Annotated in this window: 14 protein-coding genes; 4 read left to right on the top strand and 10 right to left on the bottom strand. The window is 75.9% G+C overall.

Annotated elements, in window-relative coordinates; genetic code table 11:
- Together AB0D01_RS27015 and AB0D01_RS27020 are read right to left on the bottom strand one after the other, a co-directional pair.
- Positions 1–2,120, bottom strand: a 2,120-nt coding sequence (locus tag AB0D01_RS27015; RefSeq protein ID WP_363059614.1) for an AAA family ATPase, incomplete at its 3' end; no start/stop codon positions are given.
- A gap of 108 nt (positions 2,121–2,228) precedes the next feature.
- Entirely contained in the window at positions 2,229–2,939 is a 711-nt protein-coding gene (locus AB0D01_RS27020; RefSeq protein WP_363059616.1) for an FCD domain-containing protein, read from the bottom strand.
- Positions 2,940–3,085: 146 nt separating this feature from the next.
- On the opposite strand from AB0D01_RS27020, the gene AB0D01_RS27025 reads away from it, so the two are divergent.
- Both AB0D01_RS27025 and AB0D01_RS27030 read left to right on the top strand, forming a co-directional pair.
- A complete protein-coding gene (locus AB0D01_RS27025) occupies positions 3,086–3,649 on the top strand; it encodes a gluconokinase (RefSeq protein WP_363059618.1) in 564 nt (187 codons plus the stop codon).
- A gap of 14 nt (positions 3,650–3,663) precedes the next feature.
- A complete protein-coding gene (locus AB0D01_RS27030) occupies positions 3,664–5,070 on the top strand; it encodes a gluconate:H+ symporter (RefSeq protein WP_363059620.1) in 1,407 nt (468 codons plus the stop codon).
- A gap of 30 nt (positions 5,071–5,100) precedes the next feature.
- Here AB0D01_RS27030 and AB0D01_RS27035 read toward each other — a convergent pair whose 3' ends face one another.
- The 5 genes from AB0D01_RS27035 to AB0D01_RS27055 form a co-directional block, all read right to left on the bottom strand.
- A complete protein-coding gene (locus AB0D01_RS27035; RefSeq protein WP_363059622.1) occupies positions 5,101–5,343 on the bottom strand; it encodes a hypothetical protein in 243 nt (80 codons plus the stop codon).
- Positions 5,340–6,542, bottom strand: coding sequence for a hypothetical protein (locus AB0D01_RS27040; RefSeq protein WP_363059624.1), 1,203 nt, complete (start codon positions 6,540–6,542; stop codon positions 5,340–5,342). Before AB0D01_RS27040 ends, AB0D01_RS27035 begins: the two co-directional genes overlap by 4 nt.
- Positions 6,543–6,668: 126 nt before the next feature.
- Positions 6,669–7,184, bottom strand: a complete 516-nt coding sequence (locus AB0D01_RS27045) for a protein phosphatase (RefSeq protein WP_363059626.1) — start codon at positions 7,182–7,184, stop codon at positions 6,669–6,671.
- Between the two features lie 25 nt (positions 7,185–7,209).
- On the bottom strand, positions 7,210–8,019 hold the full coding sequence (locus AB0D01_RS27050; protein WP_363059628.1) for a hypothetical protein: 810 nt from the start codon (positions 8,017–8,019) through the stop codon (positions 7,210–7,212).
- 139 nt (positions 8,020–8,158) lie between these two features.
- Positions 8,159–11,734 (bottom strand): S8 family serine peptidase, encoded by a 3,576-nt coding sequence (locus tag AB0D01_RS27055; protein WP_363059630.1) that lies wholly within the window; start codon positions 11,732–11,734, stop codon positions 8,159–8,161.
- Between the two features lie 286 nt (positions 11,735–12,020).
- Between AB0D01_RS27055 and AB0D01_RS27060 the strand changes: the two genes are divergently transcribed.
- Both AB0D01_RS27060 and AB0D01_RS27065 read left to right on the top strand, forming a co-directional pair.
- Entirely contained in the window at positions 12,021–13,547 is a 1,527-nt protein-coding gene (locus AB0D01_RS27060) for an MFS transporter (protein WP_363059632.1), read from the top strand.
- Positions 13,548–13,563: 16 nt separating this feature from the next.
- A complete protein-coding gene (locus tag AB0D01_RS27065) occupies positions 13,564–14,232 on the top strand; it encodes a DUF6629 family protein (RefSeq protein WP_363059634.1) in 669 nt (222 codons plus the stop codon).
- Here the strand turns inward: AB0D01_RS27065 and AB0D01_RS27070 are convergent.
- From AB0D01_RS27070 to AB0D01_RS27080, 3 genes are all read right to left on the bottom strand, one after another.
- Positions 14,196–14,324, bottom strand: a complete 129-nt coding sequence (locus AB0D01_RS27070) for a DUF6126 family protein (protein ID WP_363059811.1) — start codon at positions 14,322–14,324, stop codon at positions 14,196–14,198. The genes AB0D01_RS27065 and AB0D01_RS27070 overlap by 37 nt on opposite strands.
- Positions 14,325–14,457: 133 nt before the next feature.
- Positions 14,458–15,126: an XRE family transcriptional regulator gene (locus AB0D01_RS27075; protein WP_363059636.1), complete on the bottom strand. Its 669-nt coding sequence runs from the start codon at positions 15,124–15,126 to the stop codon at positions 14,458–14,460.
- 58 nt (positions 15,127–15,184) lie between these two features.
- Positions 15,185–16,729, bottom strand: a complete 1,545-nt coding sequence (locus AB0D01_RS27080; protein WP_363059638.1) for an ATP-dependent DNA ligase — start codon at positions 16,727–16,729, stop codon at positions 15,185–15,187.
- Between the last annotated feature and the right edge of the window lie 207 nt (positions 16,730–16,936).

Raw genomic sequence — 16,936 nt, forward strand, 5'->3', positions numbered from 1 at the left:
GGGGCCGGGCCGCGGCCCCCCCCGCCCCCCGGGGGGGGGGGGGGGTTTGGGGGGGGGGTGGGGGCGGCCTCGGCGCGTTGGGCGTGGCCGTGGCGGACGCCCTCCTGGAAGGCGGCCTCGTACGCCCGCTCGCCCAGGGCGCGGCGGGCCGCGCGTTCGAACTCCTCGCGTACGGGGCCCAGTTCCGGGGTGCCGCGCAGGGCGTGGCCGACCGCCCCCCAGTAGGCGTGGCCGGCGCCGAAGGCGTGCGCGGCGCCCGTCCCGTCGCCGGCTGCGGCCCGGGCGCTCGCGAGGACGTCGAAGGCGAGGGCGGTGCCGAAGGTCTCGCGCAGTTCCCTCTTGCTCTCCAGCATGGCCCGGGCGTGCCCGGCGGACTCCGCGGGGCGCCCCTCGAAGAGGCTGATCAGCGCCAGTTGGTAGTCGATGTAGGAGCGGATCCAGTACTCCTGGCGGCTCACGCAGCCGGCGCGCAGTTCCTCCGCCTCGGCGCGGGCGTCGCCGAACAGGCCCATGCCGGTCAGGGCGAAGACCCGCAGCAGGTGGCAGCGCATCCGCGGGGCGGAGTCGAAGGGTTCGGCGGGGTGGGTTTCGAGGACGTGGTCGGCCATGGACCGGGCGGCGAGGGGGCGGCCGGCCACGAGGTGGCTGAGGCCGAGCAGGTACGCGGCGTCGAGGACGGCGTCGAGTCCGAGGTCACTGCGCGCCCGGACCAGGGCTTCGCAGCCGACGGCGATCCGGTGGGCCTCGTCCTGGCGGCTCTGGAGCACCAGGGCCACGCCGAGGGCCCACAGGGCGCGCAGTCGGCCGGCGGCGTCCACCTCCCGGGGATCGGCGGCGGCCAGGGCCCGTTCCAGGTAGGCGCGCGCGGTGTGCAGGTGGCCGCAGCAGGCCCAGAAGAAGCCGACGCGGCCCGCGAGTTCGACGGCCCGGGCGGGGTCGGTGGCCAGGTGGTGGTCGAGGGCGGCGCAGATGTCGCCGTGGCCGGCGGCGATCCGCCGGTAGACCTCGCGCTGGCGGGGTCCGAGCCAGTCCCGTTCGGCCGCGCGGACCAGGTCGAGGAAGTACGCCGCGTGCCGGTCGCGCAGGGCGTCGGTCTCCCCGGCCTCGTCCCGCCACAGGGCGCCGTACTCCCGGATGGTGTCGAGCATCCGGTGGGTGCCCGGGGGCCCGGTGCGGCGGACGACCGACTTGGCGACGAGCGCCTCCAGCAGGGCCGGTACCTCGTCCGGGGCGAGCGGCGGCGCGGAGCACACGGCGCGTGCGGCGCGCTCGTCGAAGGCGCCTCCGAAGACGGAGAGCCGCAGCCACAGGAGCCGTTCGCGCGGGGTGCACCATTCGTGGCTCCAGCCGATGGCGGTGCGCAGGGCCCGGTGGCGGGGCGGTCGCGCGTCGGGTGGGCCGGGGAGCGCGCCGATGCGCCGGGTGAGGCGGTCGGCGAGTTCCTCGACGGTGTGGTCCGTCAACTGGGCGGCGGCCAGTTCCAACGCGAGGGGGACCCCTTCGAGGCGTGCGCAGATCGCGCGGGCCGCGGCGAGGTGGGCGGGGGTCCACGGCGGCCCCATGGCGGGGCGGACGGCCCGGGCGCGGGCGGTGAACAGCGCGAGGGCCTCGTAGGCGTGCGGGGCGTACGGCAGCGGGCCCAGGTCCAGGACGTGTTCGGCGGCGAGGCCGAGCGGCTCGCGGCTGGTCAGCAGGAGCACCAGGCGCGGGGCGCGGTCCAGGAGCGCGCCGACCAGGTCCCGTACGGCGTCGGTGAGGTGTTCGCAGCAGTCGAGCACGAGGAGCACCCTGCGGTCGCCGATCCAGTCGCGGACGGCTTCGGCGAGGCTGCGGGAGGTGTGGTCGGCGAGGTCGAGGGCGTCGGCGACGGTGTCGAGCAGCAGCGCCCCGTCGGGCAGGGGGGAGAGGTCGGCCCAGTGGATGCCCTCGGGGAAGGGACCGGTGGGGCCGGCGGCGGCCGTCAGGGCCTGCCGGGCGAGGCGGGTCTTGCCGACTCCGCCGGGGCCGGTCAGGGTGATCAGTCGTCGTTCGTCCAAGGCCGTCCGCAGGGCGGCCAGTTCGTCTTCGCGCCCCACGAAGGAGGTTCCCGCGCCCGGGGTCTGCCCGGCATGTCCCAGCACGGGCCCCAGTGTGGCGTACGGGCGCGGGTGGCGGGCACCGCGTCGCCCCGGACCGGACGGGCGGGGCGGCGGGGAGTCGGCGCCGGTGCCCCGCCCGGTGGGCACGGGCTACGGGGCGAGGACGTCGAGTTCCTCCAGGGCGCCGAGCGCGATCTGCCGGGTCAGGGCCTCGGCGCGGGCGGCGTCGCCCTCGCGGACGGCTTCGGCGACCCGGACGTGGAGGGTGACGGCGGCGGGGTCGGGGTCGTGGAACATGACGGCGTGCGCGGTGCGGCCGGTGAGCACCTCGGCGACGACATCGCCCAGTCGGGCGAACATCTCGTTGCCGGAGGCGTTCAGCACGGTGCGGTGGAAGTCGATGTCGTGGTGGAGGTAGCCCTCCAGTTGGTGGCCGCGCGAGGTGCGGACCATGCCGAGGGCCGCCTCGGTGAGGCGGGCGCACTGTTCGGGGGTGGCGCGGGCGGCGGCGAGACCGGCGGCGACGGGTTCGACCGCGGACCGCAGGACGGTCAGGGAGCGCAGTTGGCGGGGGCGGTCGGCGCCGGCGAGCCGCCAGCGGATGACGCGGGGGTCGTAGACGTTCCACTCGTCGGCGGGGCGGACGGTGACGCCCACGCGCCGGCGCGATTCCACGAGCTGCATCGATTCGAGGACGCGGACGACCTCGCGGACGACGGTGCGCGAGGCGTCGAAGCGCTCGGCGATCTCGTCGGTGCGCAGGACGCTGCCCGGGGGGTGCTCGCCGGCGGTGATCGCGAGGCCGAGGGTGTCCAGCACCTGGGAGTGGAGTCCTTGGCCCGGACTGCCTTCGGTGGTCATGGCGTAAGCGTACGGTGACGCACGGATGGCCAAAAGGTGTGATGTTTTACCGTCTACCCCTTGAATAAGTAGTACTTAATAGGCTTCAGTGGTGCTCCCCCGGGGCTTTCCCCCGGACGGTGTCGACGAGGACAGCGAGGTACGACGTGAGCTCCCAGCGCGTCATCGTGGTGATGGGTGTGGCCGGCACGGGCAAGACGACCGTGGGCCGGCTGCTCGCGGAGGCGCTCGGTCTCCCCTACGCGGAGGGCGACGCCTTCCATCCGCCGGCCAACGTGGCCAAGATGTCGGCCGGCACCCCGCTGGACGACGCCGACCGGCGGCCGTGGCTCGACGCCATCGCCGCGTGGATCCTCGACCGGTCCGGGCAGGGCGGCGGCGTGGTCGCCGCCTCCTGCCTCAAGCGCGCCTACCGCGACCGGCTGCGCCGTACGGCCCCCGCGGCGGTGTTCGTCCACCTCACCGGGGACCGGGAGCTGATCGAGGGGCGGATGGCGGCCCGCACGGGCCACTTCATGCCGACCTCCCTGCTCGACTCCCAGTTCGCCACGCTCGAACCCCTCGGCGCGGACGAACGCGGCGTCGCGGTCGACGTCGGCGGCACCCCGCGGGAGATCACCGCCCGGGCCCTCGCGGCCCTGCGCGCCCCGCGGACGCCGGGCGCGCCCGCGCCCACCCCGCAGACCGGGCCCCGAACCCCCCGTCCGTGAAAGGAAGCACCACCGTGACCGGTCTCAGCGTCGAGACAGTCCAGCAGCTGGCGGCAGCCGCCCCCGCCCCCATCACCTCGGCCGGCGACGGCCGACTGGGCTTCGCCGTCCTGACGGGCATCGCCGTCATCGTCCTGCTCATCACCCGCCTCAAGATGCACGCCTTCCTGGCCCTGACGGTGGGCTCGCTCGCCCTCGGGTCCCTCGCGGGCGCCCCGCTCGGCAAGACGATCGCGAGCTTCACCACCGGCCTCGGCTCCACGGTGGCGGGCGTCGGCGTGCTCATCGCCCTCGGCGCGATCCTGGGCCGGCTCCTCGCGGACTCCGGCGGCGCCGACGAGATCGTCGACACCATCCTGGCCCGGGCCAAGGGCCGCGCCATGCCCTGGGCGATGGTGCTCATCGCCTCGGTGATCGGGCTGCCGCTCTTCTTCGAGGTCGGCATCGTCCTGCTGATCCCGGTGGTGCTGATGGTGGCCAAGCGCGGGAACTACTCGCTGATGCGGATCGGCATCCCCGCGCTCGCCGGCCTCTCGGTCATGCACGGGCTGATCCCGCCGCACCCCGGCCCGCTCGTCGCCATCGACGCGCTCGACGCGAACCTGGGCGTCACCCTCGCCCTCGGGGTGCTCGTCGCCATCCCCACCGTGATCATCGCCGGGCCGTTGTTCTCCCGCTACGCCGCCCGCTGGGTGGACGTCCCGGTACCGCAGGACATGGTCCCGCGGCGCCCCGAGGTGGAGCCCGGACGGCGGCCCCGGTTCGGCGCGACGGTGTTCACCGTCCTGCTGCCGGTGGCGCTGATGCTGGTCAAGGCACTGGTCGACATCGTTGTCGACGACCCGACCGACGGCGTCCAGAAGGTCACCGACGTCATCGGATCGCCGCTGATCGCGCTCCTCGCGGCCGTCCTCGTGGGCATGTTCACCCTCGGCCGGGCCGCCGGATTCACCCGGGAGCGGCTGTCGTCCACCGTGGAGAAGTCCCTCGCGCCGATCGCGGGCATCCTGCTGATCGTGGGCGCGGGCGGCGGCTTCAAGCAGATCCTCATCGACGTGGGCGTGGGCCGCATGATCATGGATCTGGCCCAGGACTGGTCGGTGCCCACCCTGCTGCTGGCCTGGCTGATCGCGGTGGCCATCCGCCTGGCCACCGGCTCCGCGACGGTCGCCACCATCTCGGCCGCCGGCCTGGTGGCCCCCCTCGCGACGGACCTGCCGACCGCGCAGACCGCGCTGCTGGTGCTGGCGATCGGCGCGGGCTCGCTCTTCTTCAGCCACGTCAACGACGCCGGGTTCTGGCTGGTGAAGGAGTACTTCGGCATGAGCGTCGGCCAGACCGTGAAGACCTGGTCGGTGATGGAGACCATCATCTCCGTGACGGGTCTCGGGTTCGTGATGCTGCTGTCGCTCGTCCTGTGACGGACGGGCCGGACGGGCCGGACACGCCGGTCAGCGGCGCCGGGGTTCGGGCCCGTCCAGCTGCGCCGCCGCGAGCGCGAAGCCGTCGGCGGCGGTGGCGCAGCGGTCGGCGAGGGCGGTGACCTCGGCCCGGAAGGCGTCGGCCTGCGGGCCCCGCCAGTCCAGGGCGGCGAGGCCGGCCCGCAGCCGGCCCGCGTGGGAGCGCAGGGCGGCGGAATGGGCGCGCAGCCCGTCGGACGGGCCGGGCGGGCACAGCCGGTGACAGGGGCTCACGGGCTCCTCCGAAAGGACGCGGCGGGCGGGACGGGCGGGTCGGGGGGAGCGGGCGGCGACAGGGACAGCAGACGGGTGCCCGTCACGGTTCCCTCCAGCGCCGCGGCGTCCGGCCCGGCCGCCCGGACGGTCCTGGTCCGGGGGTCGAGGGGGACGCGGTCGTCCGCCGGGGAGCCGGTGGTGACCAGGTGGGTGACGGCGTAGACGGTGGTGAACTCCCGGTCCCGGGCCAGGTCCATCGCGGTGACGGCGCCCATCCGGTGCCCGACCAGGGCCACCGCCGCCCCCGAGGGGACCTCCGGCCGCAGGGCCCGCGCCACCTCGGCGGCGTACGGGGCGTCGCGGTCGCCGAGCTGTACGACGTGCAGCGGCCCCGCGCCGGGCCGCTTCACCCGCTGGACCAGCAGGCTGTCGGCGCCGGCCAGGAGGGCGGTGTTGCGCAGGGCGCCCGCCAGGGTGCCGGTGGTGTCGAGCGCGGCGGCGAGCCCGGCCGCCGGGAGCGGCCCGGCCGCCGCGGCCCCGCGTCCGGGGCCCGGTCCGGGGCCGGAACCCCGGTCGAACAGGGAGCGTACGGCGGCCCCGAGCCCGAGGAGCGGCTCGGCGGGCACGGCCCGGCCGGTGGCGACCTGCCAGCCCGCGTGGTCGTTGAAGGGGTTCTCGTCGGTCAGCGCGTGCCAGGCCAGGATGTCCGCGAAGGACGGGGCCAGCAGGGCGAAGGCCTCCGCCCCGCCCCGCTCGCGCAGCAGGGCCCGGAAGGCCCGGGCCGCCTGTGCCTGGCGTCCTTCGGCGACCGCCTCCAGCACGGCGGCGGCGGCCGGGTCGTCGAGCGGTTCGGGGCGTTCCAGGGCGGCGAGGCGGATCCTGGCCCGCAGCCCGCAGACCGCGGTGCTCACCGCGAGGCTCTCGCGGTGGGCCAGCACCCCGACGAGCCGGCCGGCGCGGGCGACGCCCCGGCCGCGCGGGGCCCAGCCGAGACCGGCCGGGTCGGTGAGGGTGCGCAGCAGGGTGCGCCAGGCCCGACGGTGGCCGCCGCGCCCTCCGGTCAGCGCCGCGGCGGGCAGGCGGGCCCCGAGCGCGAGGGCGGAGGCGTACCGGGAGGCCTCGCCGACGGCGTCGGCGGCGTCGGCCAGTTCCCGGCACAGGGCGTCGAGCGTGTCGACGCCCGGGTCGGTGGCCAGGGCGGTCACGGCGTCGGACATGGGATCCTCGCGTGGTGCGGCGGACGGCGGGGCGCCGCCGGCGGGCCCCGACGGGGCCGGACACCCGCGTTCGGCGACGACGGGATCACCGTACGTCGCTCCCGTGGGGCGCGCGCTCCGACTGCGCTACGGGAGTGGATCGAGGTCCGTGAGGAGCGCGGCGGTGTCCAGGCCGGTGGTGAGGTAGCCGGTGAAGACGGAGTTGTGCAGGGCCCAGGGCGAGCGTTCGCGCCGGACGGTCTCGATGGCGTCGGCGGGCGAGGCACCCCGTCCGACGAGGCACTGGGCGACGACGAGGCCCGAGCGGTTGTATCCGTAGAAGCAGCGCACGAGGGCGCGGCGGCCCGCGTCGAGGGCCCGCGAGGCGCTGTGGGCGAGGTGGACGACGGTTTCGAGCTGGGCGACGGTCAGCGGTGCGTCGGGCATCTCCCCCAGGAGGTGTTCGACGCCGGGGTCGGGTCCGTGGCCGGGTCGGTCGAGCAGGCTGATCACGAGGTCGAACTCGTCGGCGACGACGGCCGGCCGGATCTCGCCGGACGGGTCGCTCCAGACGTGTCCGCCCATCCACAGGCCGGGCGCGACCTCGTTCCAGGGGGTGGTGGGGCAGGGTGCGTCGGGGTTCTTCCAGGAAGTCTTCGCCATCGTGTCGGGAGCGTACAACAGGGCTTCACCCGGGCGGGGTTGATTGGAAGACCGCGTCCCTGAAGGCGTTGCGCAGGGGGCGCGCGCGGGCGCCGGCGGCGGGGTCGACGGAGCCGGCGGGCCCGGCGGGAGCGGCGCCCGGCAGGAGGGCCGCCCAGCGGCCGTGTCGGGGGGAGACCCACAGCGCCGGGCCCGTGCGGGTCGGGGCGTGGTGGGTCCAGACCCCGCCGGGGGCGGGGTGCCACAGCAGGCCCCGGGCGGGGGTGAGTTCGCCGGTGCGGATGCGCAGGGAGTCGGCGGTCCACCGGCGCGCGATGGGGTGGTCGGCCGTGGACAGCAGGTGGCGCAGGAAGCGGGCGAGGTCGGCCGGGGGCGCGTGCAGGGTCCGCCCGTCGAAGCGGGTGCCGGTCATGCCGAGCGGTCCCCAGATCCGGGTGGCGGCGAGGGCGGTCGGCGGGCTGCCCCCGAGGTGCTCGGCGAGGCGGGTGAGGGCGGCCAGGGCCGGGGGGCCGTCGGCGTGGGTGAGCAGGTGGTGGGTGGTGGTTCCGGCGGGCAGTCCGTCGGCCAGGCGCGGCCCGTAGGCGGCGATCGGCGTGTGCAGGGTCAGTTCGCCCCGGGTGACCAGACTGCCGAGGACGGGCCAGAGGGCGAGGACCGGCAGCAGCCCGCCGACGTCCTGCGGGGTGTCGCGGTCGGGGGCGCCCGGCGGGGAGGTGGGCGGGGCGTCGCGGGCGGGGTCGGCGCCGCCCTCCGCCCAGACGGCGTACGGGTCGGCGGCCCGTACGAGGGCCTCGATCCGGTCGGCCCGATCGCTGTGCGGCGTCGTGGACGTCATGGACCTCACGCTACGTCGACCCGGCCGGCGCGACGGGCGTGTCGCGCCGGGCGGGCCCGAAGTCGCCGCCCGCCACCCGAATGCCGGGGGGCGGGCGGCGCCGGCAGTCGGCCCGGGGGCCGTGCGCCGGTGTCGTGGGTCAGGGTCGGGGCAGGTCAGGCCGGTCGGTCACGCGCAGGGAGTTGACCAGCGGCTTGCCGAAGCCGTTGTGCGTGACGAAGCGGACGTTGAGGGCGCCGTCCGTGACCGTGACCGTGTAGCTCTTGGTCAGGGCCTTGTACGAACCGGCCTCCAGGGCGATGTCCAGCGAGGGCAGGACCTGGACGCCCTCGGCGAGGACGTCGAAGACGCGCTTGTCGGGTCGGGTCGAGGAGAGTTCGGCGAAGCCGAGTTCGACGGTGTAGGTGCCGTTCGGGACGTTGTCGAAGCGGTACTCGTACATGCCCTCGCGGGCGTTGCGCAGCAGCTTCTGGTCCTGGGTGCCGGCGATCTCGCGTCCGGTGGAGCGGACGGAGGAGTTGCCCTGGTAGCCGTAGGAGCCGGGGGTGTACTTGCGGTCCGGGGACCAGGCGTCGCCCAGGGCGTCGGTGCCGGCCTGGTCGGATCCGGTGTCGAGGGCGGCCTGGTAGCGCGGGACCACGATCTTGACCGGGACGGTGAGGACGGGGGCGCGGCCACTGGCCGAGGTGATGCGCAGCCCGGTGGTGAGCACCGTGCCGGGGGCGAGGCCGGTGGTGTCGGCGGTCAGGGTGAGGGCCGCCTTGCCGCCGGTGGGCAGGGTGCCCTCGGCGGGGGTGACCGTCAGCCAGGGGGCGTCCTCGGCGACGGTGAACGCGGTGCCGAGGCCGGGGTTGGTGAGGTCGAGGGTGCGGGTGCGGCGCTGTCCGGCGGGCAGGACGAGTTCGACGTCCGCGCGGGCGGCGGTGACCTTGCCGGTGCGCAGCGCGCGGTCGACGGTCGTGACGTCGGCCGCCTTGACGTCCACGTCGGCGCGGGCGGCCTCGTAGGACGGGGCGGTCAGGGCGACGGTGCGCACCCCGGAGGGGCTCTGGACGACGTAGCCGCCGTCGGCGGCGGTGACGGCCGAGACGGCGGTGTCGCCGGTGCCGACGGTGACGGTGGCCCCGGCGAGGGGGGCTCCGTCGTTGGCGTCGAGGACGCGGCCCGCGACGACGCCGCTGCGGGTGGTGCGGAAGCCGATGGAGAGGCCGTCGGTGAGGACGGGGGTGTTGAAGGAGTACTTGAAGGCGTCGGTGCCCGTGGCGTTCTCCACGCCGACGGTGGCGGTGGAGCCGGCCTTGATGCCGGTGCCGCCGGTGCCCTTGTAGGAGTAGGTGACGGTGCCGTCCTCGCCGATGGAGGCGGAGAAGGAGAAGCGGTCGGACTGCGCCGACCAGTGGGAGACCTCGCGCCACTCGATGACGTAGGCGCGGTGCGGGGCGGTGCCGGTGACGGCGGTGAAGACGCCCGAGCCGCTGCCGGCGGCGCCGACGACCAGGTCGTCCCAGAAGGGGTAGAGGGCCGCGTTGGGCGTGCCGGTGGCGGGGATGTCGGCGTTGGTGTCGGCGGTGTGGTTGCCGCCGAAGCTGACGGTGCCGTTGGTGCCGATCCAGGCCTGCCCGTACGTCTTGCCGTACAGCGGCAGCGGGAAGGGCAGGTCGACGCGCTCGGTGGTGTTGTCGCCGGTCAGGGCGAGCTGTCGGTCTCCGGCGGCGTAGGGGCGGCCGTTCGCGGCGGCGCAGGCGTAGCCGTAGCCGTCGGTGCGCTCCGGGAGGTCGACGGCGACGGTGGTGTCTCCTGCGACGGTGGCGCGGGCCGTGCCCGTGGTGACGCAGCGCGAGGAGTGGCCGGCCCGGATCTCGTAGGTGCCGTGGGGCAGGGTGACCTCGAAGCGGCCCCGCTCGTCGGTGGTCGCCGTCACCGGGGTGTCGACGATGGTGACGGAGGCTCCGGCGGTCGGTCCGGCGGCGGTGGAGACGGTGCCGGTGAGCTTGCCGGAGGGGGCGGCGGTGAGGGTGAAGTCGCCGGTGGCGGTGGCGTTCTCGGTGACCTCGGCCGTCACGGCGCGCTGTCCGTAGCCGAACTTGGCGGCGGTCAGGGCGTAGGAGCCGACCGAGAGGGCCGGGAAGCGGTAGGTGCCGTCGGCGGCGGTGGTCGTGGTGCGGTCGGTCGGGCCGTCGGCGGTGACGCGGGCGCCGGCGACGGGGGCGCCGTCCTCGGAGCGGACGGTGCCGGCGAGGGCGCCGACGGAGCCGCGCGGTGCGGCGTTGACGGCGGCCAGCGCGTCGAGCCGGCCCTCGCCGAAGACGTTGTTCTTCGCGGCGGTGCCGCCGCACTGGGCGCTGTCGGTGTCCTGGGCGGTGCCGTCGAGGAGGGCCTCGGTCTGGGCGACGTCACCGACGAGGGCGGGTGCGGCCGACCAGAGCAGGGCCACGGTGGCGGCGGTGTGCGGGGAGGCCATGGAGGTGCCGGAGAAGGCCTCGTAGGCGCCGCCGGGGACGGAGGAGCGGACGTTGACGCCGGGGGCGGCGATGTTCGGCTTGACGATGCCGCCGGGGCCGGCGCCGCGCGAGGAGAAGGAGGCGATGGCGTTGTTCACGTCGAAGGCGCCGGAGCTGTAGGAGCTCGCGTAGTCGCCGGGGGACCCGCTGGTGGAGCAGGAGGGGCCGGAGTTGCCGTTGGAGAAGGCGGGGAAGATGCCGGCGGCCCGCCAGGTGTCGACGATCTGCCGGTACCAGTCGTCGTGGGCCGAGCTGCCCCAGGAGTTGTTGACGATGTGCGGGGCGAGGTCGGGCCGGGGGTTCTGGCCGTTCAGGTCGGTCGGGGCGACGATCCACTGGCCGGCGGCGAGGAGGGAGGCCTCGGAGCAGGAGTTGGTCTCGCAGCCCTTGGCGGCGATCCAGCGGGCGCCGGGGGCGACGCCGATCCGGTTGCCGGCGCCGTCGTCGCCGACCATCGTGCCCATCGTGTGGGTGCCGTGGTCGTTGTTGTCGCAGGGCTGGGCCCCGGCGCAGACGCCGGCCGGGTCGAACCAGTTGTGGTTGTGGTCGTAGCCGCCGTCGGCCCGCAGTCCGCGGTACTGGCGGGCGACGGCCGGGTGCGTGTGGTCGACGCCGCTGTCGATGTTGGCGACGACGATGCCCTCGCCGCGCACCCCGAGAGAGTCCCACACCTGGGGGGCCTTGATCCGGTCGATGTTCCACTCGACGGCGTCGGCGCCGGTCTTCTCCCGGGTGCCCTCGGCGGGCTCGGGGAGGGTGACCTTGTCGTCCGCGTCGATGCGCGCGACCTCGGGCCGCTGGGCGAGGGCCCCGGCGAGCTTCTGCGTGCCGACGACGCGGACCGCGTTGACGATCCAGTACGGGGTGTACTCGGCGCGGGCGCCGTCCAGGGCCTTGCGCAGTTCGGCCTGGCTGCGGTCGGCGTGGTCCCGCTTCAGGCGCAGCACGGTTTCGGCCTTGGCCTCGCGGGTCTGGCGCGCCCGCGCCTGCGTGAGGTCGGCCGCGCTGTCGAGGTAGACCCAGAAGACGGCCTTGGCGTCGCCTTCGAGCTGTCCCCGGAGCGCGGGTTCGATCTTGCGTTCCGCCGCGCTCGGGAAGGGGCCCGGTTCGGGCGCGGCGGCGGCCGCGCCGGCGCCGAGGGGCAGGAGCAGGGCCGCGGTGAGCGCGGCGAGCGCCGTGCGTAAGGATCGTCGTCGGATGTCGCGTCTTGCCACGTGTGGTCTCCTCGTACGCCGTGTGCGGGTCGTGCGGGACTGGTGTCGGAGCCGTGAACGAGCGGGGCCCCGGTGACGTGCGCGGTCATGGTGATGTGGGCGCCATGCTCATTACAAGAGGGCCTCGTGAGCCACTTCCGGGCCGGCCGACCCCTCCCGTCGGCCGGCTCTCCCCCTCCGACCGGCCCCGCCCGCCGGCCGGCCCCGCCCGCCGGCCGGCCCCGCCCGCCGGCTCTCCCCCGCCCGCCGGCTGGCCCTTCCGGGCGGTCCGCGACAGCCTGGGGTGATGACGTCACCCGCTCCCGGGATCCCGCTCGGCTCCGCCCGCGGCCGGTGGATCGTGTTCACCACCGTGCTGGGATCGGGCATGGCCCTGCTGGACTCGACCGTGGTCAACGTGGCCCTGCCCCGGATCGGCCGCGACCTCGGGGCGGACCTCGCGGTGCTCCAGTGGACGGTGAACGCCTACCTGGTGACCCTCGCCGGGCTCATCCTGGTCGGCGGGGCGCTCGGCGACCGCTACGGGCGGCGCCGGATCTTCGTCCTCGGCGTGGTGTGGTTCGCGGCCGGCTCGCTGCTGTGCGGGATCGCGCCGAACGCCGGGGTCCTGATCGCCGCCCGCGCCCTCCAGGGCATCGGCGGCGCCCTGCTCACCCCCGGCTCCCTCGCCCTGATCCAGGGCTCGATCCGCCCCGACGACCGGGCCCGGGCGGTCGGCCTGTGGTCGGGGTTCGGCGGTGTCGGGGCGGCCGTCGGCCCCTTTCTGGGCGGCTGGCTGGTGGACGGGCCGGGCTGGCGGTGGGTGTTCCTGCTCAACGTGCCGCTGGCCGCGCTGTGCGTGCCGGTCGCCCTGCGCCACGTACCGGAATCACGGGATCCGATGGCGCGCGGGCACTTCGACGTGGCCGGCGCGGTCCTCGGCGCGGCCTCCCTGGCGCTGATCACGTACGCCCTGATCGAGGCCCGCTCCGGAGCCCTGTCGGTGACCGTGGCGGCCGTCTGCGGCCTCCTGCTGGGCGCCGCCTTCGTCCTCGTGGAACGGCGCCGCGCCGACCCCATGGTGCCGCCGGACATCTTCGCGTCCCGCCAGTTCACCGCCGTCAACCTGGTCACGCTCTGCGTGTACGCGGCCTTCGGCGGCTTCTTCTTCCTCGTCGTGCTCCAGCTCCAGGTGGTGTCCGGCTACTCCGCCCTCGGCGCCGGCGCCGCCCTGTTGCCGACCACCGCCCTGATGCTGCTGCTGTCGGCCCGCGCGGCGGCCCTCGGAGAACGCATCGGCCCCCGGATCCCGCTCACGGTGGGTCCCCTGCTGTGCGCGGCCGGGACCCTGCTGATGCTGCGGGTGGGACCGGACGCCTCCTACGTACGGGACGTGCTGCCCGCCCTCGTGGTGATGGGCGCGGGCATGACGGCCCTGGTGGCCCCGCTCACCGCGACCGTCCTGGCCTCGGTCGATCCCGGCCGGGCCGGCCTGGCCAGCGGCATCAACAACGCCGCCGCGCGGGCAGCCGGACTCCTCGCGGTGGCGGCCCTGCCGCTGCTGGCGGGCATGGGCCCGGACGCCTACCTCGCGCCCGGGGCCTTCGACGCCGCGTTCGGTCGCTCCATGCTCTGGTGCGCGGGCGCCCTGGTGGCCGGCGCGGCCCTGGCCTGGGCGACCGTACGCACCCCCGCGCCCGGGGCGCCCCACGCCCGCTGCCGCACCCAGTGCCCGGTCTGCGCGCCGCCCCTGGAACCGCCGCCCGGAGCCTGTCCCGACGCGCCCCCGCGCCCGTCGCCCGAACCCCCGCCGACGCGGTCCGGCGGGGCCTGAGGGCGGGCGGCGCCGCGTGTGCTGGAGCGCGACGGCCGACCTGACGGCGGGAACGATCGTCACCGCCGCGGGAGTGGTGTGCCTGGCCCGGACCCGACGGGCCCGCGACCTGCCGGTCGCCGCGGTGCCGGTGCTGCTCGGGGCGCACCAGCTGGTCGAGGCCGCCGTGTGGGACGCGGGCGGCGGGCGCTGCGCCGCCACCACCGCGTGGGCGGTGATCGCCCTGCCGGTCCTGGCCGTGTGGGTGCCGTTCGCGGTGCTGTGCGCCGCCGCGCCCCGGACGCGGCGGCGGCTGCTCCCGCCCGCGGCGGTCGGCCTGCTGACGGCCGCCGTCCTCGCGGCCTGCCTGGCCACGCGTCCGGTGACCGCCGAGATCCGGGGGCGGGTGATCGGGTACGGCCTGGACGTGCCGTACCCGGCGGTGGTCGTGGCGGGCTACCTGTTCGCCACGCTCGGCTCGCTGCTGCTCGCCGGGGACCGCCTCCTGCGGCTGCTGGGCGCCGTCCTGGCCGTGGGGGCGGCGCTGTGCGCGGCGCTGTGGCGGCTGGAGTTCGCCTCCACCTGGTGCGCCTTCGCGGCGGTGGCCTCGCTGCTGGTGTTCGGGTGGGTGGGGCGGGCCGACGCCGGCGCCGCCCGGGACCCGAAGGCCTACTGGTTCTGGCCGCCGAGCACGAACAGGAGGTAGACGAAGAAGGCGAAGAGGTGACCGACGAAGAGGTAGGCGATCAGTCGGATCACCAGCCCGCGCGGGAACTTCGACTCGATGCGCCCCAGCAGGGTCTGCCGGGCCGCTTGCCCGCCGGTGGTCCCGTCGGCGGCGCCGGCCCCCGCGTCCGTGGTCGTGGTCTCGTTCGGGGTCGTGGTCGGGGTCGTGGTCTCGTGTGCCTGGGACACGGTTGCGGCTCCTCGCTCAGCGGTGGTGCGTGGTGGTGGCTCCGCCGAGGCACAGCCCGGCGAGGCTGCTCTGGAGCAGCGTGTGGACGAACAGGAGGTCGGCCCCGCCGGATTCGGCCGCGCCGATCCGGTGCGGCGTCAGCGAGTCGAAGTGCGCGCTGTCCCCCGGCTCCAGCAGGGACTCCGTCTCCCCCAGCCGAAGCCGCAGCCGCCCCGTGAGCACGTACAGCCACTCCTCGCCCGGGTGGACGCGGACCAGCTCGCCCTGACCGCCCCCGTACGGGACGTGCACGCGCAGGGCCTGCATCCCCCGTCCGGAGCCGCCGGCCTGCCAGTACGTCCATCCGTCGGCCTCCCGGGCCCCCGGCCCGCCGGCCCGCACGATGGGGTCGGCGACGGCCGGGGTCTCGCCGAGCAGCTCGGAGACGGTGGTGCCGTAGGTGCGGGCGAGTTCGAGCAGCAGGGGCAGCGAGGGCTGGCGCCGGCCGGTCTCCAGCCGGGACAGGTGTGCCGGCGAGAGGGAGGCGCGGGCGGCGGCGGCCTCCAGGGTGAGGCCGGCGCGCCGGCGCAGCTCGCGCAGTTGCGGGGCCACGGCGGGCAGACCGTCGGCGGCGCCGTCGGGCGCCCGGGTACCCTGGATGCCGTCGGGGGCGGGGCCCGTGGGGGCCTCGGGGCGGGACGTCATGCTCCGATTGAGCCAGAGTCTTGCCTTCCTGGCAATCTCTCTTGCCTCTGAGGCAAAATCACCGCCCGTCCGTGCCCGCTCGGCCCTCCAGCACCGTCTCCACCGTGTCCGCCTGGTCCGCGTTCTTGTCCGGGCGGTAACGCAGCACCCGGGCGAAGCGCAGGGCCACCCCCGCCGGATAGCGGGAGGAGCTTTGCAGGCCGTCGTAGGCGATCTCGACCACCAGCTCGGGGCGCACCCGCACCGTGAACCCGTCGTCCTCCACGGCCAGCTCGCCCAGCCGCCGCGTCTGCCACCGCAGCGTCTCGTCGGTGAGCCCCTTGAAGGTCTTGCCCAGCATGGCGAACGTGCCGTCGGCGGCCCGCGCGCCCAGGTGCAGGTTCGACAGCAGCCCGGTGCGCCGGCCGTGGCCCCGCTCGGCGGCGAGGACCACCAGGTCCAGCGTGTGCACCGGCTTCGCCTTCAGCCACCGCTTGCCGCGCCGGCCCGCCTCGTAGACGGAGTCCAGGGCCTTGACGACGACCCCCTCGTGGCCCCGTTCCAGCGCCCGCGCCCAGAACCGCTCGGCCTCGGCCGCCTGCCCCGCCGGGTCCTCGACCACCAGTCGGCGCACCCGGGAGGCCTCGGGGACGAGTGCGGCCAGTCGCGCGTACCGGTCGCGGACGGGCAGGTCGAGCAGGACCCGGTCGTCGAGCGCGAGCACGTCGAAGAAGTAGGCCGTCACCGGCAGGGTGCGCCGCGCCGCCGCCACGTCCACCCGCGAGCCGACCCGGGAGGCGATCTCCTGGAAGGGCACGGGTCGCCCGTCGGGGCGCTCCCCGATGACCTCCCCGTCCAGGATGAACCGCTCCCCCGGCAGGCTCCGGGCCAGTTCGGCCACTTCGGGGAGCCGGTCGGTGATCTCGTCGAGGGAACGGGTGTGGATGCGTACGTCGTCCCCTTCGCGGTGGACCTGGACGCGGATCCCGTCGAGCTTCTCCTCCACCGCGCACGGCCCCAGTGCGGCCAGGGCGTCGGCCACGGACCGGGCCGTCCCGGCCAGCATCGGCTGGACCGGCCGCCCCACCCGCAGCGTCACCTCGCTCAGCGCCCGCGCTCCCCCCGTCAGCGCGGCGGCCGCCACCCGGGGCAGGGACCCGTCCAGCATGACGGCCCGGCGCAGCGCGGCGGCGGGCACCCCGGCGGCGGAGGCCACCCCTTCCAGGGCCACGGCGTCGAGGGCTCCCTGGCGCACCTCGCCGGACAGCAGGCCGCGCAGGAACCGTTGCTCTTCCTCGGTGGCGGCGCCGAGCAGCTGGGCCACGATCCGGTGCCGGGCGTCGCGGGAGCCCGCGCCGGCGACGGCGGCCAGCTCCGTGACGGCCGCGTCGACGGCGGTCACGGTCAGGCTGGACCGCGGGGCCGGGGGGACCTCGGGGGCGAGGGCGCGCCACCCGACGCCCGGGCGGCCCTGGGGCAGGCGCCCGGAGAGGTAGGCGACGACCAGCGCCGCCTCCTCGGCCCGCGCGGCCCCGAACACCTCCGCGAGCAGGGCGACCTTCCGGGAACGGGCGGAGGTACGGGCGACCTCCCGGGACACGCGGGCGACCTCGGCCAGCAGCATGCCGCCCATCCTGCCGCCGCCGGGCCGCCCCCGCAGGTCGGGCGGGAGCGGGCGGGCGGGACACGGCCGGAACCGGGCGGGGACCGGCCCCAGACCGGTCGGGCCGGCGCGGGCGTACCACGAACGCGGTACGCCGGCCGGGGCGCGTACGCCTGGAGAAGGGGCGGGGCTCCCCCTGAGGGAGCTCGGGTCGGGGCACCCCGACCC

It is taken from the genome of Streptomyces sp. NPDC048606, from assembly GCF_040650855.1.
GTDB lineage: Bacteria > Actinomycetota > Actinomycetes > Streptomycetales > Streptomycetaceae > Streptomyces.

Excerpts from the sequence above, each read along its gene's own strand:
- AB0D01_RS27080 (WP_363059638.1), bottom strand. The coding sequence starts at position 16,729 with ATGCTGCTGGCCGAGGTCGCCCGCGTGTCCCGGGAGGTCGCCCGTACC.
- AB0D01_RS27060 (WP_363059632.1), top strand. The coding sequence starts at position 12,021 with ATGACGTCACCCGCTCCCGGGATCCCGCTCGGCTCCGCCCGCGGCCGG.
- AB0D01_RS27050 (WP_363059628.1), bottom strand. The coding sequence starts at position 8,019 with ATGACGTCCACGACGCCGCACAGCGATCGGGCCGACCGGATCGAGGCC.
- AB0D01_RS27045 (WP_363059626.1), bottom strand. The coding sequence starts at position 7,184 with ATGGCGAAGACTTCCTGGAAGAACCCCGACGCACCCTGCCCCACCACC.
- AB0D01_RS27020 (WP_363059616.1), bottom strand. The coding sequence starts at position 2,939 with ATGACCACCGAAGGCAGTCCGGGCCAAGGACTCCACTCCCAGGTGCTG.
- AB0D01_RS27075 (WP_363059636.1), bottom strand. The coding sequence starts at position 15,126 with ATGACGTCCCGCCCCGAGGCCCCCACGGGCCCCGCCCCCGACGGCATC.
- AB0D01_RS27040 (WP_363059624.1), bottom strand. The coding sequence starts at position 6,542 with ATGTCCGACGCCGTGACCGCCCTGGCCACCGACCCGGGCGTCGACACG.